We start from the raw sequence: 23,449 nt of genomic DNA on the forward strand, positions 1-23,449 counted from the left end.
GTTTATAGTTTGTTGAGAGAATATGAAATTGAAGAAAATCCTTTTTTGTATATATGTTCTTTTGATTCTTGTCATGGCGATGGCTACTGTAATCGAGAAATATAAAGGTACACCTTTTGTGGTTTCATCCATTTATGGTTCGTGGTGGTTTAGTGTGCTATGGGCTATGCTGGTAGCAGTAGGTTTGGTTTATATTATTCAAAGTAAGTTACGAAAATGGAATATAGTTTTGCTTCATCTTTCATTTGTTGTTATCCTCTTAGGTGCACTACTCACTCATCTTACTTCTTATCAGGGAGCTGTGCATCTTAGATTGGGTCAAACTACAAATGAATATCTTCCTATGGGTGATGATATGCATAACTTATCAGCACGTCAACTTCCGTTTTCCATTCAGTTGAATCACTTTGGTATATCTTATCATGATGGTACATCGGCTGTAGCAGATTATTCATCTCAAATAACGCTCATAGATGGAGATGAAAGAGTGGCAGGAACTGTATCGATGAATCATATTATGAGCTATCAAGGGGTTAGATTATACCAAAGTTCGTATGATGCTGATGGTAAAGGTAGTATTTTACGGGTTAATAGTGATCCTTTTGGCATACCTGTAACTTATGTAGGTTATGCTTTACTGTTTTTTTCTTTAATAGCGATGTTAATAGATCCCAAAGGGCGATTTCGTGAATTGCTCCGGAGTCCACTTATTCAAAGAGGTGCCTTTCTCGTGCTTCTCCTTTTAAATGCCTCTATTCTTCCTAGCTCTGCTTCAACTACAACTGTTTTTCCTAAAGAGGTAGCAAGTAGAGTAGGTGAGATGTATGTATTGTATAATAATCGTGTGTGTCAAATGCAGACGTTTGCTTACGATTTTACTAAGAAAATATCTGGTAAACGCTCCTATAAGGGATGTACGCCTGAACAGATATTTACCGGTTTTATTTTTTGGGGTGACCAGTGGCAGAAAGAAAAAATTATCAAAGTGAAAGGTGGAGAACTGAAACGTGAGTTGGGATTGGATAGTTATGTTTCTATTGCTGATCTATTTCCTTCTTCGGGTTATGTTCTTCGTCGTTTGGTAGAAGAGTCATACCGAGATAATCATCATGATGCTTTGCATGATCAGGCTATTAAGTTAGATGAAAAGGTTCAACTTATCGTAGAATTGAAGATGGGTAATATTCTGAAGTTGTATCCTATAACACATAATGGTAAAACGGAGTGGTTCTCGCATCAGGAAATAGCTTATCCTAAATATGTATCTTCTCGAGATTATCGTTACATGCGAAAGAGTTTTCGTCACTTGTATGGTTCTGCACTTATCGGTAATAATACAAATGTTTTACAGCAAGTGAATGAAATCTTGGCTTATCAAAAGCATCATGCAGGTACAAGTCTTCCTACTATTACTCAGGTAAAAGCTGAACGAATATACAATCAGATACCTATTGCAACGATACTGTTTATGTTCAATCTTACTATTGGATTTTTAGGATTGTTTGGTGTAATCAGACAGTTACTGTCTCGTAATATGTGCTGGTTGGGTCTACGTTATTCCGTGATAGAATCAGGTATGATAATCGTGTTGGGGTTATCTTTTATGGTATTAACCTTTTCTTTAGTATTGCGATGGATTATTAGTGGAAATGTGCCTTTGAGCAATGGGTATGAGTCGATGTTATCTATTGCTTGGTTTTCGATGCTCATTACGATGCTGATGGCTATTCGCCTTCATTCTCTTCGCATGTTGATAACGACATTCGGATTTATGCTTAGTGGATTCTTCCTTTTGGTTAGTCATATCAGTCAGATGGATCCGGCTATAGGTCAAATGATGCCTGTACTAAATTCTCCGCTATTGAGTGTTCATGTCAGTGTTATTATGATGAGTTATGCTTTTCTTGCTATTATTTGTATATGTGGGCTACTTGCCATATTGTTGCATGTGATAGCTTCGGTAAAGCGAGAAACGAAGAATACTATCGAACGGCAAATGAAGGTACTGCAGGTTTTGTCACAGATATTCTTATATCCAGCCATTACGACTTTAGGGCTTGGTATCTTTATAGGTGCTATTTGGGCGAATGTGAGTTGGGGTACCTATTGGAGTTGGGATCCTAAAGAGACATGGGCACTGATAACTCTGATGATTTATGCTATAGCACTCCATTCTAAGAGTGTGAAAGCTTTGCAAAAGCCACTGTCGTATCATATATTTATGGTCTTAGCCTTTTTGAGTATCCTAATGACCTATTTTGGAGTGAACTATATTTTAGGAGGTATGCATAGCTATGCATAGGTACGGGTAGGTAATTGTTTTATCAAATTTCTTCCGATTATCATTATTTTTAGGTATTGTCTATGTCGAAAATAAATATTATATTTGCGCTTTGATAATGTGATGATGAATTGTAGCCTTTAGGCATGTGTTGAAAGATATGAAAAATCAAAAAGTATATGAAGCTGATGATAAAATGATTTCTATCATCAGAGATAATTACAATATATTACAGAGTCTGGGTAGTTTTGGTATAAGCTTGGGCTTTGGAGATAAAACGGTTCGAGAGGTTTGTGAAAATCAAAAAGTGGATACATACACTTTTTTAGCTGTTGTTAATTTCACTATCAACGGTTATCAGCTTTTTGATGATTATGATAAACTTTCCATACCTACTTTATTGCAATATCTTAAGGCTTCCCATGCTTATTATCTTGATTTTCAGTTACCATTTATTCGTAAAGAGTTAGAAGGTGCTTTGGATGAACATGATAATCTTGCGCGTTTGATTTTAAAGTTGTACGAAGAATATGCTCATTCTATCACCAAGCATATGCGTTATGAGGAAAAGAATGTCTTTCCTTATGTAGAGGGATTGTTGCAAGGTAGAACATATGATAATTACGATATTGATACATTCTCAAAGCATCACGGACAAACGGATACACAGCTGAAAGAATTGAAAAATATTATTATTAAATATTTACCTTCCGACGGTCTACATAATAACCAGTTGGCTGCTACTCTTTATGACATTTACAATAATGAAGAGTGGTTGAATTTACATGCCAGTGTAGAGGATGAAATTTTTATTCCAGCTATTAGAAGATTGGAGAAGCAGAGCAAGCAAGAAAATGTAACCAATCAGATTTCTAATATGCTCAATAAGTCTCCCCATTCAGACGAAGCTCTTAGTGAGCGAGAAAAGGATGTTATTGTGGCATTGGTACAGGGTATGACAAATAAAGAAATAGGTGATCATCTTTGTATCTCTATCAATACTGTTATTACTCATCGTCGTAATATCGCCAAAAAACTTCAGATTCATTCTCCTGCAGGCTTAACTATTTATGCTATTGTCAATAATCTGATAGATATTTCTAGTGTGAAGTTATAATAGCTTCGCTTAGAAATAGGTGGAAAAGCCTGCTAAAAAGCATCTGCCTCGTAATGTGTAACGATTGTATGAACTGCTGATATCGGTATAACTGGTATTTGTATAATATTTCTGATTAAATATATTTGTAATAGAAAGTGTATAGTCAGTTTTTTTATGTCTATATGAGCATTTGATGTCACCAAAGAAAGAGCGTTTGGTGTTATCTTGATATAGATAGTGCACATAGTGTTCTGCTATAATGGAGAAATTTAGTGCTTCTGTTGGTAGAAAAGATAATTCCATTTTTTGAAACAGCAGTTTGTTAGAATTATAATACGTACTATTGGTGAGAGAGTTTACTCGATATGACAGTGTGTAATCTATATCTAACCAGTTTTTGATATTAGAGTTGATACCAAGTGAGCTTTCTATACTCTTGGTTTGGTATGATGTATTTTTACCGTTTTGATGAATATTTGAAGAGTTCGATGTGTATGTGCATATGGCATTGATGTTTCCATTGATTATATCCACATGTTTACTCATGTTGGCTCTTGCAATTATGTTTTCCGATTGGTTCTTGCCTTCTATTGTTGTATAGTAAATATACTTATTGTCAATTTGTTTGGAAACGGTATTTGGTCTTTCTGTTTTACTGTGACTGACACTTATATTTGCAAATAGCATATTTATATAGTCAGAATAGCTGATGCTCACTAAACCGCTGCATTTTTTATTTCCGTATAATTGTTTGGGATTAGTACGATATGTTTGATAATCGGTTAGAATCGTGGCGTTATAGGTATTTGTTACTGATGGTTGTGAGGTACCAGCAGAAGCATTAGCTCTTATTTTAAATCTCGAATTAAGTTGCATGCTGAGACTAAGTTTGGGCATAAAAAAGATTTTGGTCTTGGATATATCGCCAAAATAGTGATAGAAACTCCAGGGAAGATCTAATTGTCCTCTGAAGCCATGGTGCTTATAGGTGAGTCCCGATGTAATATTCATGCAGATATAATTGTTGAAGTATTCTGATTTACGACAGGTATCGTTCAGATTCTCATTATACGAACAGTTGATATCAGAAGCTGAGAGTACTTCTTCAGCATCAATGGATAGTGCCCATCGTTTAATATTATGTGCGTAGTATAATCTTGTAGAAGATAGAAATTGTTTTCTGTTGATATTTTGTTGTCTTAGATCTTCATCTGACTCAACGGTAAGTTTTTCGGGAATCAGTGTGAATTTGTTTTGTGAATATAACTTCAAGTAGTTTTTCCCTATAGGCTTAATCCATTGCAAGTAGTTTTCCAGCGTGTGAATATCATATTCACTTTCTGAGTTATATGTATAGTCATTAGTTGTCCATGTCCATTTCTTTTGCCAGATAGAAGAGTATTTCAGATCATTAGAGAAAGAACTCTTCTCGCTGTCTTTATTCCAAGAGAGTGAGGCACTTAAAGCCTTACTGTGCAGGATACTCCGTTCGGAAGTCGATCGGGTTAAAATACTATCAGCAAGGTAATAAGATGTACCTTGTTCGTAATTTGATATATTTCTGTCATCAGTATAGTATATTTTTGAACGAAAGGTGGAATTGCTTCCTATTTTTTGAATATTGCCTAAATTGATTATGTGTGTTGTGGCGTTTCGTTTTCTATCTTTATCCAATATGCCTATCGTGTTTTGTTCCATGTTGAGCAAAGGTTCTATAGCTTCGACTTGTTTTTTTCTTATCAAATCTTCTAGTGTAAGCGTATTGTTTTCAGACAAGATATCCTTATTGCTATTATTTGTTTTGGTGGTTAGTGCCGTTTGATTACTGGCAGACAGGTTGGTGCAAAAAAGTTCGCTCTCCCATAGTTTGGGTAGTCCTAAAGCAGCTTTGATATTGCCACTCCAGTGCCCTTTGGCACTATCTTTTACGGCAAGATTAAGTACAGTCCCACCTTCTTCCTTGCTGTTTTTCAGAGCTTTGGCATTATGATAATTTTCTATTATATCAGCACGAGAGATAATCTTATGCGTAATATTGCGAGTGGCTATATTATATTGGCCATCAAATAGATCGAGCCCTTCTATCATAAATTTATCTATCGTTTTGCCGTTATATGATATAGTACCATTATTGTTAATGTCGATACCAGGCATGTTGCGCAATACATCACCGATAGTGCGATCCTTGTTGGTCACAAAACTGGATACCATATAGCTTGTTGTGTCATTATGATGAATAATTTTTTGTGGTCGCACGTATACATCTTGAATGACGTAAGCTTTCGGTTCTAATTCGAAGGTGTATATAGTTTTTGGGTTAATGGCACAGGATGCAGATTGGTATCCCATTCTACTCACCAAGATATTACATCCAAAAATTTTCTCTCGGTTTGTTCTGAATTTGAATTTGCCATTTGCATCAGCTATTGTACTTAATATTGTCGAGTTTTTCTTATTGCGTATGTTGATGATAGCTCCTTTAATAGGAGCTTTAGTCACATGATCAGTAACAATTCCTTTCAACTCGATTTCCTGAGCATGAGCAGGGATGATGCCCATGAAAAAGATGACGATTAGATTATACCAAAAATTCATTTATTTTTTATTCTAGGCCAATAAGCAACTATTTCCTGATTTTAATGACGTTATTGTTCTACGATTTCCATAGGACGATAGCGCGTATCTTTTATAAGATTCTTCTCTGTTTTTTTGTCGTGTCCTTTAATAATAATGTTTATTCCACTAGTTTTGCTTAAATAATTAAAGGGATCTTTTATATATTTTTCTTGTTCTATTAAGAAACTTATTAGGTTTGTCTTCATCTTTTTTTTAGGAAGCAGTAAAATATTCTTATTGCATGGACGCATATCGATAAAATGAAAACTATATTGTTTTTTTGTGTCTGCAACTTCCATAATAAGGCCAGGTAGACCTGCGAATTTCCATGGTCCCACAGCTAAAGGAATGTCTGTGGCGTACCAAGCTACATAAGTTCGTCCCATATAGGAACAGGTGGCCTTTTGACATAGATGTCCTGCAATAGTATGGAAAACATGCTCTATTTTCCAATTAAAATTAGGTATCTTTTCATTATATTGATATGTATATGCACTTATTTTATCCTCATAGATATAGGTAGAGTCTTTATGATTTGTTAGTATATAGTATTCCGATTTAGCTTTGGCAGATTGTTTTCTAGATTTTATTATTTTAGATGCCATTTCCTGGTGATAGGCTTCTGCATCGTAATAGCGGAGAGAGTCTGTTCTATATTTTTCTGGATTATAAAACAGTGTTTTGTTTCCTGCCAAACACAAGCAAAGAGTATCCGTGCAAAGAAGGTTCTTTACAGTATCTTTAGTACATTTTGCGATGTATCTTACTTCTGTAGTAGCTTGTAATGTATCATTAGCATACAGTTTTGTGTGTATGCAAAAGATCACGACCATACTTAGTAAAAGTTTGTTCTTCATATTAGGTAGTTAATCATTTTTTTTATTTAGGAAAGGCCTCTAAACGTTCCATAGTGGCATAAGAAAATTTTTTAGGAAATTTAGTTTTTCCTTTAATGCCTGTTTTTGCAGATAATAATTTCATAAAGGCATTAGGGTCATCGATCCTTTTTTGGGTTAATTCTATGACTTTCTTTTTAGTTGTTTTGGTACAGTTTACAACAGGGACGAATATTTCTACGTCACATTTGTTCATGCCAAGAAAATTAAATTCATAGTGATGTTGGGTATCATAGGCCTCCAAGATGAGCCCAGGTAATCCACAAAATTTCCATGGTCCATCACTGATCGGAATATCAGGTGTAAACCATACTTCGTAGTTTCGTCCCATATAGGCACATGTTGCTTTTTGGCATTCGTGTTCACCTATTTTTTTCTTTTCATTTGTGTAATGCCATTTGAAATCAGGGATGTTTTCAGTATACTTGTATTTGTTTATTATATATTCAAGATTATTTTTTTGATAGTTTTTCAGAATATAATAAGCTGAATTAATTTTTCCATATTTTCTTTTTATGCTATCTGTTATAGCTTTCCATTCCGAAAAATTTTCTATATTGAGTGTACTTGAATCTCTTTCATATCCAGATTGAGAAAAAAAGAAAGATTGATTCTCGGCAACTCTGAGGCTCATTAATGCTTCTGAGTATCTTTTTTGAATGGTATCAACTTGGTAAGTTAATCTATATATGCATTCATATGATGCTTTTTCGTTTGTAGCTATACCTTTGAGTGCAATAAAACAATAAATTAAAATAATTAGCCCTTTTCTCATTATGTTTCTTTTTCTTATTGTTTCCATTTTTAATGGATAAATATGTAATGATGGTGTTTAATATGCTATATTACATATGTTGTATCAGTATTTTATGTATTCATAATCAGTCATTCAGATCATTCTGAATGACTGATCTAATTTATTCTCCACAGAAAATGTTATCAATTTCTATAGCAAATTCTACGATATCTTCTATTGTTATATCGTCTCCAACTTCACTGATTTCATAAACATCACCACATGAAGTTATGATTTCATAGTTAACCTCTTTTGCATTTAAAGCTAAACAGAGTGTTGCAAAAAATGCTGTTGCTAATATTTTTTTCATTACTTTGGGTTTGATTATTTTCCTACTTTCTTTTATAGCTTTTCGGATTCTGCATTCCTTTCTGGTCTGTTAGGTCAGTATAATTATTGACGTCAATTTTATTTCTTATAAAGACTTGTATTGGTGATTTTTGAAAAATCCTTTATAAATCGTTGTTTATACCTTTTTGTTATACTTTGCAAATGTATATATATTTTTTTTTTCTATGTAATTTTTTTGTCTCCAATAGTGTACATAGTGTCGCAAGGTATTTTATGCACATAAATTGTTTTATAATGCATATTAGCGACTGTTAAAAAAAATAATCCCCTATTTGTGTCTTAGCAAACAAGGGATTATTTATTTTATGTTTTTATGTGAATTTAATTTTTAAAAGGATAAATAATATAGAGGCATAGAGTTCTGTCGCAGCAAAAAGTATTGAATGGTAGCAGACTCTAATGGTCTGTAATAGGTAGTTTGTTAAATAAAATATCAAAAAAACATAGCTCTCTAAAATTGTCATTTAGCTCGAAATCTTTAACTTCTAGGCTGACTATTTGTTATTTCGCTACCACATTTTTACCCTTACTTTCTGTAAAACCATAGTAAATGTGGGCAATAGTATACATTTGAGCAGCCAAACATTATGGTTTTGCAGTATAAACACTATGTTTTTAACGTGTAAAAGCTATACTAAGGCCAAGTATTTATTAAATCAATAAATCTGCGACTTGGTAAAGTGTTGATATTTAGATAATTATGAAATACTGCAAAATTAGAATATTTGAGGTATTCTAGTATTACAAGCAGCAAAAAGCAAACTACAAGACGGTTTATGTCATACAAATTCAAGATGTATTAGAACTACGCAATAAGAAACAAATATGATTTGATTACAGCGTTGTTATATCTTATTGATATCTACGTAACCGTGCATTACAGCATATATGGTGAGTGCAGATACGCTTTTCATACCTAATTTCTCCTGAATATTTTTGCGGTGTGTTATTACTGTGGTAAGGCCGATATTAAGTTTTTCGGCAATTTCTTTGTTAATATGCCCTTGCGCCACTAAAGACAGAACTTCTATTTCTCGGTCGGATAGCAACTGTTTACGTAACACCTTGGGCATTTTTGGCAGATTTTTGCCTCCTGCGTGTCCTCTTTGCTCTAATCTGAGCAGATTCATAGTAAGTTCTTTTTCAGGTACGTTTACACAAAGCGTTTTAAAGCCACTCATTTCGGCATCGCTTTGTAATGTAAGCACGATAGTTTTATGAGCATGCTGAGTAAAGAAATCACGATTTTCTAGTACAATGTTTGTGGAAACGAAATAGTGGAAAAAGCGGTCAGCGCCAGCCTGAATCATCTCTTCGAAACTTATATATGTTTCGATAGTCATGATAGGCATTACGTCTTGAAGGATTTTCTTTAGACCCATGCTAGCTAAAGTATTATTATCAATAATTGCTATTGATGGTCTTCCTGTAAATTGATGCTCCATATTGTAGAGTTTTATTTTATAATCTCATATTAGAGGAATGGTGCAAGTAAGTGAGCCCACCATCCAAGATGTCTTTGACTTGGTGTGCGCCATTCTTTCCAGCTCTTCGGTGTAAGTAAGAAACTGTCCTTCTTATAGTTTTCGAAGAGGGTGTCTAACTCTTTGGTTGTATTCTTGTCTATAATAACAGCATTTTCCTCGTAGTCCCATCTTAAACTTCGAGAGTTCAGATTAGCACTGCCTACGGTACAAAATTTTCCATCTACCATAATAATCTTGGTGTGATGAAAACCTTTGGTAAACATGTATACCTCACAGCCCGCTTTCATGAATTTATGTGCATTATAGAATCCACAGTCAGGAGTTAGTGGTACATCACTCTTTGTAGAAAGCATAATCTGAACCTTAACCCCTCTTTTAGCTGCATTCTTTATAGCCTTGATAAGTTTATGACTTAAAGTGAAGTACGGATTAATCAGCTTGATACTATCTTTAGCGTCATTGATAGCATTAACATAAAAGTATCGTATAATATCATTGCTGATATGTGGTTCACGATTTATGATACCCACCATCTTATGGTAGGCTGTCGCTGTTGTATCTGGACGTAATCCCTGAAAGTAATCAGCTTTTTTGGCTCTCCAGAATTCTGTAGAGTGTATATTTTGATGGGTTACTTTTTTCCACATCTTCAAGAATATTTTCTGAAGAGTGTTTACCTCGCTGCCATCAATACGGCAGTGCATATCATACCATCCACCAACTACTTCTGTTCCTTTTATATAATAATCAGCTACATTCATTCCACCTGTATAGGCAATCTTGCCATCAATAATAACTATTTTGCGGTGGTCACGATTAAAAATGTCGTCTATCCAGGGGAATTTAACAGGATTAAATTCTTTTATCTCGATGCCCATTTCTCGAATGGCTTTAATATGCTTTTCTTTGAGTGGCATATTATTAGAAGAGTTACCAAATCCATCAAAGAGGGCACGAACTTTAACTCCTTCTTTTACCTTTTGGCCAAGAATAGAAATCAATTTACGTGTAATCGAATCATTTCTGAAGTTGAAATATTCTAGATGCACTGTACTTTTGGCCTGTCGAATAGCCGAGAACATATCATCAAATTTCCTTTGTCCATTAGTCAGAAGGGTAATTGAATTATCATGAGAAAAGGTTATCCCCTTGGATCTTAATTGTGCCACAATCAGTGAATCTGACGATTGTGCATGAGCTGTGAGGTTTACCCAAAGTATGAGGAGCGCAATTATAATTTGTTTTATATGCTTCATTTTTGTTTTTTTCGTTCCGAAAATTTATTCGCCTAAAACATTTTCGTATTTAGATCATGCATGCATAATGATCTACGATTCCCAGCAGATGTTTTTCTTTATCTGTAACCAAAACGGTATGAATACGATGCTCCTGCATGATTCGTTGTACCTCTGATATCTTAGTAGAGGTATATACTTGTTTCGGATGGATGGTCATAATCTCGTTGACAGTATGATCAAAGAATTCGGCCTGCCAACGTTCCATTGCTCTACGAATGTCACCATCGGTTATTATTCCTGCGATCTTGTCGTTTACTAAGGATACACCGAGTCCTAACTGTCCTTTACTGACTTTAATGATAGCTTCACCCAAATGCATGTCTTGTGGAATAATAGGCAGGTTATCTGTTTTCATGACATCGCCTGCTGTAGTCAATAGACGTTTGCCTAGTTCGCCACCTGGGTGGAACTGCGCAAAATCTCTAGGTTTGAAGTTGCGTACTTCCATCAAGGCGATAGCAAGTGCGTCGCCCATAGCCAAAGCTGCTGTTGTGCTACTTGTTGGAGCCAAGTTAAGCGGACAGGCTTCTCGCTCTACATGTACCATAATATGGGCATTGCTGTATTTTGCCAAGAGCGAATTTTTATTGCCAGTCATGGATATGATAGGTATATTCATGTGGAGAACCATTGGGATAAATCGTAATAATTCGTCAGTTTGGCCAGAGTTGCTTAAGGCCAAAACGACATCATCTGCAGTCATGACTCCTAGGTCACCGTGATATACATCAAGTGGATTAATGAAAAATGCAGGAGTTCCTGTAGATGCTAATGTAGCAGCAATCTTAGCGCCCACATTACCACTCTTACCTACACCTGTCACGATGATTTTGCCATTGCAATGATACATCATTTCAACGGCTTTGACAAACTCGTCATCCATCTGAGGAATCAAATCGAGTATGGCCTTGGCTTCATTGCGTAAACAGAGTTCGCCATATTGGCGCGATTTACGAATTCTTTCTTCTACTTCTTGATTATCTTGTTTATTCTCCATTTCCTTTGATTTTACGAAGTTTACTTTACCTTTTAGGGTCTTCGTTTTAAAGCTACTTTTTAAGTATTTTGTTGATAAGAGAGTCCAGTTGGTCTAGTGGCAGCATATTTGGTCCATCGCTCAAACCCAAATCTGGGTTGGGATGCACTTCAAAGAAATATCCTGTTGCTCCAAATGCTTTAGCTGCTAAGGCCATAGATGGTACAAAGCGACGGTCTCCAGAAGTTTTTCCGTCACCAGCTCCTGGGCGTTGAACACTATGTGTACAGTCCATGATAACGGTTGGAACTATTTCTAGCATATCAGGAATATTGCGGAAATCCACAACCAAATTGTTGTATCCAAAAGTATTGCCTCGTTCAGTAAGCCATACTTCTTGAGCACCACTTTCCTTAGCCTTTTCTACTGGATATTTCATGTCCTGTCCGCTGAGAAACTGAGCTTTTTTGATATTTACAATCTTACCAGTTTTGGCAGCTGCTACCAGTAGATCTGTCTGTCGGCAAAGGAAGGCTGGAATTTGTATTACGTCGACAACTTTACCCACTGGCTCAGCTTGATAACTTTCGTGAATATCGGTCAACAGTCGGAGTCCATATTTTGTCTTTATTTCGTTAAGCATCTGTAGACCTTTTTCCATTCCCGGACCTCTGAAAGAATGAATAGAAGTGCGATTAGCTTTGTCGAATGAGGCCTTGAATATGATATTTATACCATATTTTTGGTTGAGTCTAACTAATTCTTTAGCCACGGTGTCAAGTAATTCCATTGACTCAATGACACATGGGCCACAAATAAAGACGTTTTCCATTTTTTTTATTTGTTTTCTGATGTTGTATTTTCTTCCAATTCTTTTACGTTAGCAGATGTAATACTTTTGATGGTAATTTCGCGTTGTGGGAATGGTATCTCTATGTTGTTGTCATTGAGTGTCTTGTAGATACATTCCATAATTTCACCATCATCGAGAGCTTTAGTCAATACGTTTACCCATACGAGTATCTTAAGTGTAATACAGCTGTCATCAAAGCTTTTGAGTAGAACTGTAACAGGCTTTTTCTTGTATACACAGTCAAGTTTGCTGACGTTTTCTTTCAAAAGTTTCTTAACCTCTGAAATGTTTGAACCGTACGCTACACCAACCTCAAGTGTATCCAACTCATAACCATGGTTACGAGTAAGATTCTTATAGTTCTTAGTGAACAGTTGACTGTTCTGGAAAGCTATGATACTACCATCGAGAGCCTCTAGCATGGTAGAGGTATAATTAATACTGCTTACACGTCCACGGATACCATCGCAGACAATGTAGTCGCCAATTTTGATACGACCAGCCATCAGCGATATACCATAGTAGATATTTTCGAGGATATCTTTCATGGCAAAACCGATACCTGTTGATAAACCACCAGACACGACAACAAACCATGTCCAACTGACATGCAGTATATGTAAACTGCCAAGCAGCCATATAGCCCATACTAATGCCTGAGTAACGTTTCTTGTCATAACAGTACGACTGGCTGCAGTCGTTGGGTCTTTTGCCTTAAATCTCGCTTCCATGATTTCGTTGGCTACCTTGACGATATAGTTAAAGATAAACCACAAATTGATAACCATGCATATGCCATAAAGACTGAAAGAAATCTCTTTGGAGTCAACAATATGATATTTGAAAATTTCCCATACTGTATCACTTAAATTGAATACTTCTGCTGCCCAGTAGAAAGAAACGATGAATGAGAAAACTCCACAACAAGGTAAGACTACTTTATATATTAAGCGGAAGAACCAATTCTTTTGAACGGATTTCTTTTCCATTTCTTTGGCTTCTCCCCAACTTTTGAGCCATTGAGACAAGCAGTTGAGAGTAAGGATACACGTAAGCATCATCACCCACCATATAAGTAATTGTACGGAGCCGAGAGTATAACCCGACCACGAAAGAATTACAGATGCAACAAAAATAGTAAGCGAAATATATGAAAAAAACATATCGCTTCTTGGTACTCTATAGTGCTTTTTGTAGATAACGTAAGCTTGCCATATTAAATTGAACAGCAGAATAGGAGGGAAAATCAAGTTTACTAATGTGTTAGGAATCAAAATCACACGGAAAATAATGACGATGAAGCCTACAACTATGAGAGGAGCATATATCAAGAAAGCACTCTTAATCTTGTCAGACTCGACTCGGAGAAGAAGTGATATCAAAATTACACCTAGTAGCCAAGTATACTGCATGAGCAAACCACTAGCCATGGTGAAGAAGTTTTGAGCAAGAGACGTTCGGATAATACCAAGGAAAATTCCGAATGTCACAACGGTCATGGCCATAATGATAGGTGTTCGCTTGGCTAAGAAACGATCACGTATCTTGGTAAAATTGCTCTTCTTGATTAGCCAGGTAAATATAAATCTGAAGAAAATAATATTAATAAATATCGAAATGAATGACCAGGTGATAAGTATAATAAAGAGAAAACCAATATACTTTGAATCCCATTGTGAAATAGAATTTGGTGTTGGCTTATATTTTTCTTTTACCGTATTTTCAGTTTGGTACATTTCTCGGTTAAAGCTACGAAGAATACTGAAATAATTGTCTGCAAGGTTATTGAAAATATTATTCTGTATTTCTTGATAGCGAATGTCTGCATAGTCATTTAAGCTTTGTAAGCGACTTTCTATCATATCATAAATGCGTTGATCTTGTTGAAGCTGTTCTTCCGTCTCTTTTAGTTGTCGGCGGATGTTAACAGCTAGTGTGAGACACACATTTCGGTTAATCTGACTTCTTTCATCAAGAAATTGTTTAGGCATTTTTTGAAGGTAATTGATGAGAGAATCATATCTTGCAACTTCGATATTGTTTTTGCGAAGTATTTTTTGAAAAGGCTTACTCTGTGTCTTGAATTTGTTAAACTGTTCAGTTGCTTCATGACATGCGTAGGCTAGATCGAAAATATAGCCATCTTTCTGAGAATACAGCATCAAGGCATTCTGATTTGCCTGATTCAAAATTTGTGTAATCTGCTCAAAGAGTTGTTTTTGAGAATCTTTGGTCTGTTTGGCCTGTTTCTCCATTTCAAGATGAGCATTGGTAAGTTCTGAACGCAAGATGTAAAGGGTCGTCGTAATGCTATCTTCTTTCAAGACGGCATTGCTTGGTAATATAAATGCTATTAAAAGTATTAAAATTACAAATATTCTTTTTTTCATAATTCTCTAAATTATGTGTGCAAAGGTAATTAAAAACTTTTGTAACTTGAAAAAAACTTTGTACTTTTGTCGAACCAATAAACATCAAGTATGATTTTAATAGCTGATAGTGGTAGTACTAAGACAGATTGGGCTCTTATAGATGGAACCAATGTTCTCAAGAAAGTAAATACTCAGGGTATTAATCCTTTTCATCAGGATGAAGATAATATTATGCGAGTTTTACAGGACGAATTACTTCCTGTGCTCCATACTGTGAAAATAGATAAGATCTTCTTTTATGGTAGTGGGTGTACTCCTCAAAAATCAGAAAAAGTGAAGAGGGCTCTTCAAACTGTTTTCTCTGATGTCATGAATATAGAGGTAAATGGTGATTTACTGGCAGCGGCTCGTGCAGTTTGTGGACATCAAAAGGGTATAGCCTGTATCTTGGGTACTGGAGCAAATAGTTGTTGTTATGATGGAGAAAAAATTGTCATGAACACCCCGCCTTTAGGTTATATTCTTGGAGATGAGGGCAGTGGAGCTGTTTTAGGTAAACTATTCTTAAATGGTATTTTTAAAGGTTTTTTGTCGGAAGAAATTAAAGAGGAGTTTCTGAATGATTCGAAACTTACTTATGCCGAGATTATTAATCGTGTTTATGCTCAGCCTCTTGCTAATCGTTTTTTAGCTTCTATTGCAAAGTTTATCGCTAAACATATTGATAGACAGGAACTAAGAGAATTAGTAGAAGAAAACTTTCGAAATTTCTTTAGACGTAATATTATACAGTATAAATCGTATCTTCAAATTCATGAAATCCGTGTCGGGTTTGTAGGGGGGATTGCTGGAAGTTTTGTTGATATTCTTTCAAAAGTAGCTCGTGAAGAAGGTTATGAAATGGGAGAAGTAATTTCTAGTCCAATTGATGGCTTGATAAGCTATCACGGTGCTTAATAATAGCCGAAATAAGGGTATTGGCTTATTGTAAGCAGCTTATAATTCTTTCTTTTTTCATTTAGGAAGACAACTTTTTTAGTGTATAGGGCAGCAATCAAAAAAATATTGTTACCTTTGCATCGCTTTGGACAGATTGGCCTCTGTTCGCTATAAGCAGTATACAATATAATAACGTTATAAATTTTATGTATTTTACTTTGTTTATTACCGTTTTGTTGACGGCTGTAACCTTGGTATTGGCAGCATTTGTCATTGCTAAGTTAATCGGTCCTCGTTCTTATAATCCGGTAAAAGGTGAAGCTTTTGAATGTGGTATTCCTACGCGTGGTAGCTCTTGGTTACCAATGCACGTAGGTTATTACTTGTTTGCTATCCTTTTCCTGATGTTCGACATCGAGACCGTTTTTCTTTATCCTTGGGCAGTAGTCGTAAAGCAGTTTGGAGCAATGGCTCTTGTTAGCATTGGCTTCTTCCTGCTCGTATTAGTATTTGGCTTAGCTTATGCTTGGCGGAAAGGAGCATTGGAATGGAAGTAAGAAAAAGAGCCTCTATTAAGAGTGTGCCTTATGAGGATTTCAAGGACAATGACTCGTTAGAGAAAATTGCCGCAGAACTCAATGAGGGTGGTGCAAATGTAGTATTGGGATCGTTAGATGCTGCAATTAACTGGGGTCGTAGTAACTCACCTTGGTCTTTAACTTTTGGTACTTCTTGTTGTGGTATCGAGTTTATGGCTATTGGTTGTGCTCGCTATGACATGTCACGTTTTGGCTGGGAGGTAACCCGTAACTCTCCACGTCAGGCTGACTTGATTATGTGTGCAGGTACTATTACCAATAAGATGGCACCTGTTTTCAAACGTTTGTACGATGAAATGGCAGAGCCTAAGTATGTCGTTGCTGTAGGTGGCTGTACCATTAGTGGTGGACCTTTTAAGAAGAGCTATAATGTAGTTCGTGGAATCAACGAGTTGGTACCGGTTGATGTTTATATTCCAGGATGCCCTCCTCGTCCAGAGGCAATCATCTATGGTATGATGCAATTGCAACGCAAGATTAAGGTCGAAAAATTCTTTGGTGGTGCTAACCATAAGATGACCAGCGAAGAGAAGGAAGCTTCTTTGAGTAATGGTGGTCTTCACGGTTTGAGCAACGAGAATTTCTCTAATGCTAAAATTGGTAACAAGGAACCAATCATTGTTACTGGTCAGCCAAGCCAGGAAGAGGTTGAAAATCTTGCAAAAGAAATCGACCAGTTGAATAAGGAACAATCTACTGAAACAAATAATTAATTAAGGTAAGCGAACATGAAACTAGAAAATAAAGAATTCGGCTTTGACAATTTTGCCTCAGAAATGGCAAAATTGAAAAATGAAAAGCATTTCGATTACCTGGTTACTATTATCGGTGAAGATTTTGGTGCAGAAGAAGGTCTTGGATGTATCTATATCCTCGAAAATACACAGACTCATGAGCGTACTTCTGTAAAGCAGTTGGCAAAGCAGGTTGGTGAGGAATATGTAATCCCTTCTGTATTAAAGCTTTGGCATGGTGCTGATCTTCTAGAACGTGAGGTTTTTGACTTCTTGGGTATTAAGTTTTTAGGTCACCCTGATATGCGACGCCTTTTTATGCGTAACGATTTTCAGGGCTATCCTTTGCGTAAAGACTTCGATATGAGCCCTGAGGCTAATCCGTTCCCTATGACCGATGAGCCAGAGAGTGACTATACCTCAGAATGGAATTTGGATAAGAATGGTAATCTCGTTGAGACCAAGCATCGTCTTTTTGATGATGATGATTTCGTGATGAACTTTGGTCCTAACCACCCATCTACTCATGGTGTGCTTCGTCTACAGACTATCGTTGATGGTGAAACTATCAAAAATGTATATCCACATTTAGGTTATATTCACCGTGGTATCGAGAAGATGATGGAGAACATGACTTATCCTCAGACTTTGGCATTGACAGATCGTCTGAACTACCTATGTGCGATGCATCATCGTCATGCACTTGTAGGAGTAATCGAGGAAGCTATGGGTATCGAACTCAATGATCGCATTAAGTACATTCGAACAATAATGGATGAGCTTCAGCGTATTGATAACCACTTGTTGTTCCTTGGTACTTGTGCACAGGACTTGAGCGCTCTGACAGCATTCTTGTACTGTATGCGTGATCGTGAACATCTGCTTAATGTAATGGAAGAGACAACAGGTGGTCGTCTTATCCAAAACTATTACAGAATAGGTGGACTTCAGGATGATATAGATCCTAATTTCGTAGAAAATACTAAAGCTTTCTGTAAGTATATGCGTCCTATGGTCAAGGAATATCTGGATGTGTTTGGTGATAATGTCATTACACACCAGCGTCTTGAAGGTGTAGGTTATATGAATCAGGAAGACTGTATTAACTATGGTGTTACTGGTCCTGCAGGTCGTGCATCAGGTTGGCATAATGATGTTCGTAAGAATCATCCTTATGATATGTATGATAAGGTACAATGGAATGACGTTGTAGGTAGTAACTGCGACTCCATGGATCGTTATATGATTCACATCAATGAAATTTATCAGAGTCTCGATATTATCGAACAGCTCATAGATAACATTCCAGAGGGTGAATACTATATCAAGCAGAAACCTATCATTAAGGTTCCTGAAGGGCAGTGGTTCTTCTCTGTAGAGGGTGGAGCAGGTGAGTTCGGTGTATATCTTGACAGTCGTGGCGATAAGAGTCCATATCGTGTCAAGATGCGTCCAATGGGTCTTTCATTGGCAGGTGCATTTGATAAGATGTTGAAGGGTCAGAAGATTGCTGACTTAATTGCAACAGGTGCATCTATCGACTTCGTAATTCCTGATTTGGATCGTTAATACTAAATTCAAAAAATAATAGAAAAAACTAAAAGATAAAGAATATGTTTGATTTTAGTATAGTAACAACATGGTTCGACACACTTCTTCGCCAAACATTTGGCTTGGGAGATTTTTTGTCGATTTTAATTGAATGTGTGCTTGTAGGTGTATTCATCCTTACTGCATATGCTTTATTGGCTATCGTATTGATATTCATGGAGCGTAAAGTTTGTGCATATTTCCAATGCCGTCTTGGTCCTATGCGTGTAGGTCCATGGGGTATTTTTCAGGTATTTGCCGATGTAGTAAAGATGTTGATTAAGGAGATCTTTGCTGTTGATAAAGCAGATAAGTTATTGTATTGCATTGCTCCTTTCCTAGTGATTATAGCTTCTGTAGGTACATTCTCTTTCATGCCTTGGAACAAGGGGGCACATGTACTTGACTTTAATGTTGGAGTATTCCTGATCACAGCCATTTCTTCTATTGGAGTACTAGGAATCTTTGTTGCAGGTTGGGCAAGTAACAATAAATATTCTGTCATCTCTGCTATGCGTGGTGCTCTTCAGATGATTTCATATGAAATGTCATTAGGTTTGAGCCTTATTTCAGCTGTAGTGTTAACAGGAACCATGCAGGTAAGTGGTATTGTAGAGGCTCAAAATGATGCTTGGTTGATTTTCCCAAGTCATGTTTCTGCTATTCCTGCAATCATTGCTTTTCTTATATTCCTAGTAGCAGGTAACGCAGAAGCAAATCGTGGTCCTTTCGATATGGCTGAGGCTGAGAGTGAGTTGACTGCTGGTTATCATACAGAATATTCTGGTATGGGATTCGGTTTCTATTACTTGGCTGAGTATTTGAATCTCTTTGTAATCTCTGGTATCGCTTCTACTGTATTCCTTGGTGGTTGGATGCCTTTCCATATTTCAGGTCTTGATGCTTTCAATGGTATCATGGATATGATTCCTGGTATTGTTTGGTTCTTGGGTAAGACCTTTGCTGTGGTATGGTTGCTGATGTGGATTCGTTGGACTTTCCCACGCTTGCGCGTAGACCAGATTTTGAAGTTGGAGTGGAAGTATCTTATGCCACTATCATTGCTTAATTTGGTATTGATGACTGTATGTGTTGCTTTGGGTTGGTGCATACAATAATATAATAAGGTATAGAAATGGAAAATAAAGATAAATCATATTTTCAGGGTATTGCTGCAGGTATGAAGACTCTTGCCACAGGTTTGAAGATTACTCTTAAGGAGTACTTTACACCAAAGAGTACAGAGCAATATCCAGAGAATCGACTGACTACACTCCACGTGAGCAAGCGTCATCGCGGTCGTCTCGTTTTTAAGCGTGTGACTGACGCAGATTTGCAGGATCCAAAACTTCAAGCGCGTGGCTTGAAAGTAGGTGACTACAAATGTACCGCTTGTACTATGTGTGAAAAGGCATGTCCTAATGAAACTATCAAGATTACTGCACATATGCAGGAAGATCCTGAAACTGGTAAAAAGAAGAAGGTTCTTGATGATTATCTGTATGACCTGGGTGACTGTATGTTTTGTCAGCTTTGTGTTAATGCATGTAATTTTGATGCAATCGAGTTTACTAACGATTTTGAGAATTCTGTATTCGACCGTTCTAAACTTGCCCTTCATTTGGACAAGGAGGTTTATACAGGTGGAAGTCTACCAAACATTATAGATGGTGGCGCTCCACTCACAATCGGCAAGTTTAATACTAAAACAAAGTAGGAGGAAGTAACAGAAATGGCAAATTTAGTTGTATTTTGCATTTTGGCTGTTGTTATTCTCGGCTCAGCTATTATGTGTGTTATGACCAAGAGAATTATGCGAGCTGCTACATTCCTGCTCTTCGTTCTCTTTGGTATCGCAGGTATATATTTCCTGCTTGATTACACCTTCTTGGGTGCAGCTCAGCTATCTATTTATGCTGGAGGTATTACAATGATGTATATCTTTGCTATTCAGTTGGTATCTAAGCGCACTCTTCAGGGGCTAGTAGAGCAAATCAAAGGTTCTCGTATGATTAATGGCATTTTGGTTGCTGTTCTAGGTATTGCTACTGTAGGTGTAGTTCTTTTGAAAAATAAATTTATCGATTGTGCAGCTCAGATGGCTGATAAAGAGGTAAGCATGGATGTTATCGGCAATCATCTTCTTGGAAGTGAGAAGTATCAGTACGTACTTCCTTTTGAGTTTATCTCTGTATTTCTGTTGGCTTGTATCATCGGTGGTATTATGATTGCAAGAAAGGAGGATAAGAAATGATTCCATATCAATGTTTCTTAGTACTTAGTACATTATTGTTCTTTATTGGTGTATATGGTTTCGTAACCCGTCGTAACCTTGTTGCAATGCTCATCTCTATTGAGTTAGTGTTGAACTCTGCCGATATGAACTTTGCAGTATTCAATCGTATTCTCTTCCCAGGACAGTTTGAAGGTCTCTTCTTCACGTTGTTCTCTATTGGAGTCAGTGCTGCTGAAACAGCTGTAGCTCTTGCTATAATTATTAATGTTTACCGCAACTATCACAGTGATCAGGTGAACAGTATTGAAAATATGAAATTCTAAAGAAAACAATGGAATATAGTTATTCATTTTTAATACTTCTTTTACCGTTCCTGAGCTTCTTAGTGCTTGGTCTATGCGGTATGAAGATGAAAGAAAAGGTAGCCTTTACCATTGGTACCTCCGTGCTTGGTGTTTTGTTTGCAATGTCTTTATATACTGCTTATGAATACTTTTTTGCTATAGGTCGTGGTGCTGATGGACTCTATCCTACGGTTACTGTTTTCAATTTTACGTGGCTTAAGTTTACCGAACTGCTTACCTTTAATATCGGTTTCCGTCTTACACCGATCAGTGTAATGATGCTTGTCGTTATTACTACAGTAAGTTTCATGGTTCATATTTACTCACTTGGCTATATGGCAGAGCGTGACGAGAACTATGAGGTTGAGGGTTATGAGAAGGGTTTTCAGCGTTTTTACGCTTTTCTCTCTCTCTTTACCATGAGTATGCTTGGTCTCGTAGTTGCTACTAATATTTTCCAGATGTATATGTTCTGGGAATTAGTGGGTGTCTGCTCTTATCTTTTGATAGGTTTCTACTATCCAAAGCATGCTGCAGTACATGCTTCTAAGAAGGCCTTCATTACGACCCGTTTTGCAGACTTGTTCTTCCTGATCGGTATTTTGTTCTTTAGTTTCTATGTTGGAACATTCAACTATGATTTGAACGTAACCCCAGGCTTGAGCGGTCGTTTGGCAGAACTTGCAAATAATCCAGCTTTAACTTGGGTTATTCCTACCTCTTTATTCTTAATGTTCATAGGTGGTGCAGGTAAGTCAGCAATGTTCCCATTGCATATTTGGTTGCCTGATGCAATGGAGGGTCCAACTCCAGTATCAGCTTTGATTCATGCTGCAACTATGGTTGTTGCAGGTGTATATCAGGTAGCTTCTCTTTTCCCAATCTATGTGGAGTTTGGTGCTCTTGAGCAGCTGCATTGGATTGCTTACATTGCAGCTTTTACAGCATTCTATGCTGCAGCTGTTGCTTGTACCCAGCGTGATATTAAACGAGGTCTTGCTTTTTCAACCATTTCGCAGATAGCATATATGCTTGTTGCGCTTGGTGTATGTACTGCTGTAGAAGGTGAGGGTTCTGTCGGTTATATGGCAGCATTATTCCACTTGTTTACACATGCCATGTTTAAGGCATTATTATTCCTTTGCTCTGGTGCTATTATTGTTATAATTGGTAGCAACTTTAAGGATTATATGGGTGGTCTTCGTAAATATATGCCTATCACAAACTGGTGTTTCTTGTTGGCATGTCTGTGTATATCTGGTATTCCACCATTCTCAGGTTTCTTCTCTAAAGATGAAATTGTAGCAGCTTGTTTCCACTTTTCACCAGCTTTGGGTTGGTTTATGACATTGGTTTCAGGTATGACAGCATTCTATATGTTCCGTTTGTACTATGTTATCTTCTGGGGTAAGAGCTATTATGAGCAGGATCCTGAACATCGTCGTAAGCCACAGGAAGTACCTGCTACTATGTGGGGACCATTGGTATTCCTTTGTATTGTTGGTTGTACCTGTGGTCTGATACCTTTTGGTCATTTCGTTTCAGCTGATGGCCATGCAGAGGATATTGCCATTCAGACATTTGCTATTTGGACTTGGCCATCTGTAGCTTGGATTTCTATAGTAGTAGCTTGCATTGGTATCGGTCTTGCAACTTGGATGTATGCTAGTGGTGAGAACCCAGTGCCAGATATGTTGAAGCGTCAGATGCCTACTCTCCATAAGGCTTCACTCAATCGTTTTTATATCGATAATGCTTGGCAGTTCTTTACCCATAAAGTTGTCTTCAGATGTTTCTCTAAACCAATTGCGTGGTTTGATCGCCATGTTATTGATGGAACATTCAACTTCATGGCTTGGGGTGCTCAGGAAGCTGGTGAGACCATACGTCCATGGCAGAGCGGTGATGTTCGCCAATATGCTGCTTGGTTTATAACGGGTACTGTAGCACTTACATTGGTATTACTTTGTATTCTTTAATAT

Annotated in this window: 20 protein-coding genes; 11 read left to right on the forward strand and 9 right to left on the reverse strand. The window is 36.9% G+C overall.

Annotated features, from left to right (window positions below; genetic code table 11):
* Nucleotides 1-22 precede the first annotated feature (22 nt).
* Both ccsA and L6469_RS00855 read left to right on the forward strand, forming a co-directional pair.
* Complete coding sequence (gene ccsA, locus L6469_RS00850) at nucleotides 23-2,302, forward strand: cytochrome c biogenesis protein CcsA (protein WP_006283508.1); 2,280 nt, start codon at nucleotides 23-25, stop codon at nucleotides 2,300-2,302.
* Nucleotides 2,303-2,441: 139 nt separating this feature from the next.
* Nucleotides 2,442-3,398, forward strand: a complete 957-nt coding sequence (locus tag L6469_RS00855; protein ID WP_039871152.1) for a LuxR C-terminal-related transcriptional regulator — start codon at nucleotides 2,442-2,444, stop codon at nucleotides 3,396-3,398.
* A 9-nt stretch (nucleotides 3,399-3,407) separates the two neighbouring features.
* Here the strand turns inward: L6469_RS00855 and L6469_RS00860 are convergent, their stop codons facing one another.
* From L6469_RS00860 to L6469_RS00900, 9 genes are all read right to left on the reverse strand, one after another.
* Nucleotides 3,408-5,975, reverse strand: a complete 2,568-nt coding sequence (locus L6469_RS00860; protein ID WP_006283510.1) for a carboxypeptidase-like regulatory domain-containing protein — start codon at nucleotides 5,973-5,975, stop codon at nucleotides 3,408-3,410.
* A 50-nt stretch (nucleotides 5,976-6,025) separates the two neighbouring features.
* Nucleotides 6,026-6,853, reverse strand: a complete 828-nt coding sequence (locus L6469_RS00865; protein WP_074802922.1) for a GLPGLI family protein — start codon at nucleotides 6,851-6,853, stop codon at nucleotides 6,026-6,028.
* 22 nt (nucleotides 6,854-6,875) lie between these two features.
* Nucleotides 6,876-7,694 carry a GLPGLI family protein gene (locus L6469_RS00870; RefSeq protein ID WP_006283512.1) on the reverse strand — a complete coding sequence of 273 codons (819 nt, stop codon included), beginning with the start codon at nucleotides 7,692-7,694 and terminating at the stop codon, nucleotides 6,876-6,878.
* Nucleotides 7,695-7,809: 115 nt separating this feature from the next.
* Complete coding sequence (locus tag L6469_RS00875; RefSeq protein ID WP_039871155.1) at nucleotides 7,810-7,998, reverse strand: hypothetical protein; 189 nt, start codon at nucleotides 7,996-7,998, stop codon at nucleotides 7,810-7,812.
* A gap of 886 nt (nucleotides 7,999-8,884) precedes the next feature.
* The gene (locus L6469_RS00880) at nucleotides 8,885-9,484 is read right to left on the reverse strand and encodes a response regulator transcription factor (RefSeq protein ID WP_006282439.1); all 600 of its coding nucleotides are present in this window, start codon (nucleotides 9,482-9,484) and stop codon (nucleotides 8,885-8,887) included.
* 29 nt (nucleotides 9,485-9,513) lie between these two features.
* Nucleotides 9,514-10,782, reverse strand: coding sequence for a cardiolipin synthase (cls, locus tag L6469_RS00885; RefSeq protein WP_006282438.1), 1,269 nt, complete (start codon nucleotides 10,780-10,782; stop codon nucleotides 9,514-9,516).
* Nucleotides 10,783-10,831: 49 nt separating this feature from the next.
* Entirely contained in the window at nucleotides 10,832-11,821 is a 990-nt protein-coding gene (locus tag L6469_RS00890; RefSeq protein WP_006282437.1) for a KpsF/GutQ family sugar-phosphate isomerase, read from the reverse strand.
* 52 nt (nucleotides 11,822-11,873) lie between these two features.
* The gene (kdsA, locus tag L6469_RS00895; protein ID WP_006282436.1) at nucleotides 11,874-12,632 is read right to left on the reverse strand and encodes a 3-deoxy-8-phosphooctulonate synthase; all 759 of its coding nucleotides are present in this window, start codon (nucleotides 12,630-12,632) and stop codon (nucleotides 11,874-11,876) included.
* 5 nt (nucleotides 12,633-12,637) lie between these two features.
* A complete protein-coding gene (locus L6469_RS00900; protein ID WP_237851101.1) occupies nucleotides 12,638-15,043 on the reverse strand; it encodes a mechanosensitive ion channel domain-containing protein in 2,406 nt (801 codons plus the stop codon).
* A 90-nt stretch (nucleotides 15,044-15,133) separates the two neighbouring features.
* Here L6469_RS00900 and L6469_RS00905 point away from each other — a divergent pair, with 90 nt between their 5' ends.
* From L6469_RS00905 to L6469_RS00945, 9 genes are all read left to right on the forward strand, one after another.
* Nucleotides 15,134-15,982 carry a hypothetical protein gene (locus L6469_RS00905; RefSeq protein ID WP_006282434.1) on the forward strand — a complete coding sequence of 283 codons (849 nt, stop codon included), beginning with the start codon at nucleotides 15,134-15,136 and terminating at the stop codon, nucleotides 15,980-15,982.
* 188 nt (nucleotides 15,983-16,170) lie between these two features.
* Entirely contained in the window at nucleotides 16,171-16,521 is a 351-nt protein-coding gene (locus L6469_RS00910; protein WP_006282433.1) for an NADH-quinone oxidoreductase subunit A, read from the forward strand.
* A complete protein-coding gene (locus L6469_RS00915) occupies nucleotides 16,512-17,276 on the forward strand; it encodes an NADH-quinone oxidoreductase subunit B (RefSeq protein ID WP_006282432.1) in 765 nt (254 codons plus the stop codon). Before L6469_RS00910 ends, L6469_RS00915 begins: the two co-directional genes overlap by 10 nt.
* Nucleotides 17,277-17,291: 15 nt before the next feature.
* Nucleotides 17,292-18,866 (forward strand): NADH-quinone oxidoreductase subunit C, encoded by a 1,575-nt coding sequence (locus L6469_RS00920; protein ID WP_006282431.1) that lies wholly within the window; start codon nucleotides 17,292-17,294, stop codon nucleotides 18,864-18,866.
* Between the two features lie 44 nt (nucleotides 18,867-18,910).
* Nucleotides 18,911-20,005: an NADH-quinone oxidoreductase subunit NuoH gene (gene nuoH, locus L6469_RS00925; protein WP_006282430.1), complete on the forward strand. Its 1,095-nt coding sequence runs from the start codon at nucleotides 18,911-18,913 to the stop codon at nucleotides 20,003-20,005.
* A 17-nt stretch (nucleotides 20,006-20,022) separates the two neighbouring features.
* On the forward strand, nucleotides 20,023-20,604 hold the full coding sequence (locus L6469_RS00930; protein ID WP_006282429.1) for a 4Fe-4S dicluster domain-containing protein: 582 nt from the start codon (nucleotides 20,023-20,025) through the stop codon (nucleotides 20,602-20,604).
* A 15-nt stretch (nucleotides 20,605-20,619) separates the two neighbouring features.
* A complete protein-coding gene (locus L6469_RS00935; RefSeq protein ID WP_006282428.1) occupies nucleotides 20,620-21,141 on the forward strand; it encodes an NADH-quinone oxidoreductase subunit J in 522 nt (173 codons plus the stop codon).
* Nucleotides 21,138-21,446: an NADH-quinone oxidoreductase subunit NuoK gene (nuoK, locus tag L6469_RS00940; protein WP_006282427.1), complete on the forward strand. Its 309-nt coding sequence runs from the start codon at nucleotides 21,138-21,140 to the stop codon at nucleotides 21,444-21,446. The genes L6469_RS00935 and nuoK overlap by 4 nt, the downstream gene beginning before the upstream one ends.
* An 8-nt stretch (nucleotides 21,447-21,454) precedes the next feature.
* Complete coding sequence (locus L6469_RS00945) at nucleotides 21,455-23,446, forward strand: NADH-quinone oxidoreductase subunit L (protein WP_027454111.1); 1,992 nt, start codon at nucleotides 21,455-21,457, stop codon at nucleotides 23,444-23,446.
* Nucleotides 23,447-23,449: the final 3 nt, after the last annotated feature.

It is taken from the genome of Segatella baroniae B14 (assembly GCF_022024235.1).
GTDB classification, from domain to species: domain Bacteria; phylum Bacteroidota; class Bacteroidia; order Bacteroidales; family Bacteroidaceae; genus Prevotella; species Prevotella bryantii.

What these genes read in the sequence shown, in the direction of transcription:
- ccsA (WP_006283508.1), top strand. Translation starts at nt 23, where the DNA reads ATGAAATTGAAGAAAATCCTTTTTTGTATATATGTTCTTTTGATTCTT.
- L6469_RS00855 (WP_039871152.1), top strand. Translation starts at nt 2,442, where the DNA reads ATGAAAAATCAAAAAGTATATGAAGCTGATGATAAAATGATTTCTATC.
- L6469_RS00860 (WP_006283510.1), bottom strand. Translation starts at nt 5,975, where the DNA reads ATGAATTTTTGGTATAATCTAATCGTCATCTTTTTCATGGGCATCATC.
- L6469_RS00865 (WP_074802922.1), bottom strand. Translation starts at nt 6,853, where the DNA reads ATGAAGAACAAACTTTTACTAAGTATGGTCGTGATCTTTTGCATACAC.
- L6469_RS00870 (WP_006283512.1), bottom strand. Translation starts at nt 7,694, where the DNA reads ATGGAAACAATAAGAAAAAGAAACATAATGAGAAAAGGGCTAATTATT.
- L6469_RS00875 (WP_039871155.1), bottom strand. Translation starts at nt 7,998, where the DNA reads ATGAAAAAAATATTAGCAACAGCATTTTTTGCAACACTCTGTTTAGCT.
- L6469_RS00880 (WP_006282439.1), bottom strand. Translation starts at nt 9,484, where the DNA reads ATGGAGCATCAATTTACAGGAAGACCATCAATAGCAATTATTGATAAT.
- cls (WP_006282438.1), bottom strand. Translation starts at nt 10,782, where the DNA reads ATGAAGCATATAAAACAAATTATAATTGCGCTCCTCATACTTTGGGTA.
- L6469_RS00890 (WP_006282437.1), bottom strand. Translation starts at nt 11,821, where the DNA reads ATGGAGAATAAACAAGATAATCAAGAAGTAGAAGAAAGAATTCGTAAA.
- kdsA (WP_006282436.1), bottom strand. Translation starts at nt 12,632, where the DNA reads ATGGAAAACGTCTTTATTTGTGGCCCATGTGTCATTGAGTCAATGGAA.
- L6469_RS00900 (WP_237851101.1), bottom strand. Translation starts at nt 15,043, where the DNA reads ATGAAAAAAAGAATATTTGTAATTTTAATACTTTTAATAGCATTTATA.
- L6469_RS00905 (WP_006282434.1), top strand. Translation starts at nt 15,134, where the DNA reads ATGATTTTAATAGCTGATAGTGGTAGTACTAAGACAGATTGGGCTCTT.
- L6469_RS00910 (WP_006282433.1), top strand. Translation starts at nt 16,171, where the DNA reads ATGTATTTTACTTTGTTTATTACCGTTTTGTTGACGGCTGTAACCTTG.
- L6469_RS00915 (WP_006282432.1), top strand. Translation starts at nt 16,512, where the DNA reads ATGGAAGTAAGAAAAAGAGCCTCTATTAAGAGTGTGCCTTATGAGGAT.
- L6469_RS00920 (WP_006282431.1), top strand. Translation starts at nt 17,292, where the DNA reads ATGAAACTAGAAAATAAAGAATTCGGCTTTGACAATTTTGCCTCAGAA.
- nuoH (WP_006282430.1), top strand. Translation starts at nt 18,911, where the DNA reads ATGTTTGATTTTAGTATAGTAACAACATGGTTCGACACACTTCTTCGC.
- L6469_RS00930 (WP_006282429.1), top strand. Translation starts at nt 20,023, where the DNA reads ATGGAAAATAAAGATAAATCATATTTTCAGGGTATTGCTGCAGGTATG.
- L6469_RS00935 (WP_006282428.1), top strand. Translation starts at nt 20,620, where the DNA reads ATGGCAAATTTAGTTGTATTTTGCATTTTGGCTGTTGTTATTCTCGGC.
- nuoK (WP_006282427.1), top strand. Translation starts at nt 21,138, where the DNA reads ATGATTCCATATCAATGTTTCTTAGTACTTAGTACATTATTGTTCTTT.
- L6469_RS00945 (WP_027454111.1), top strand. Translation starts at nt 21,455, where the DNA reads ATGGAATATAGTTATTCATTTTTAATACTTCTTTTACCGTTCCTGAGC.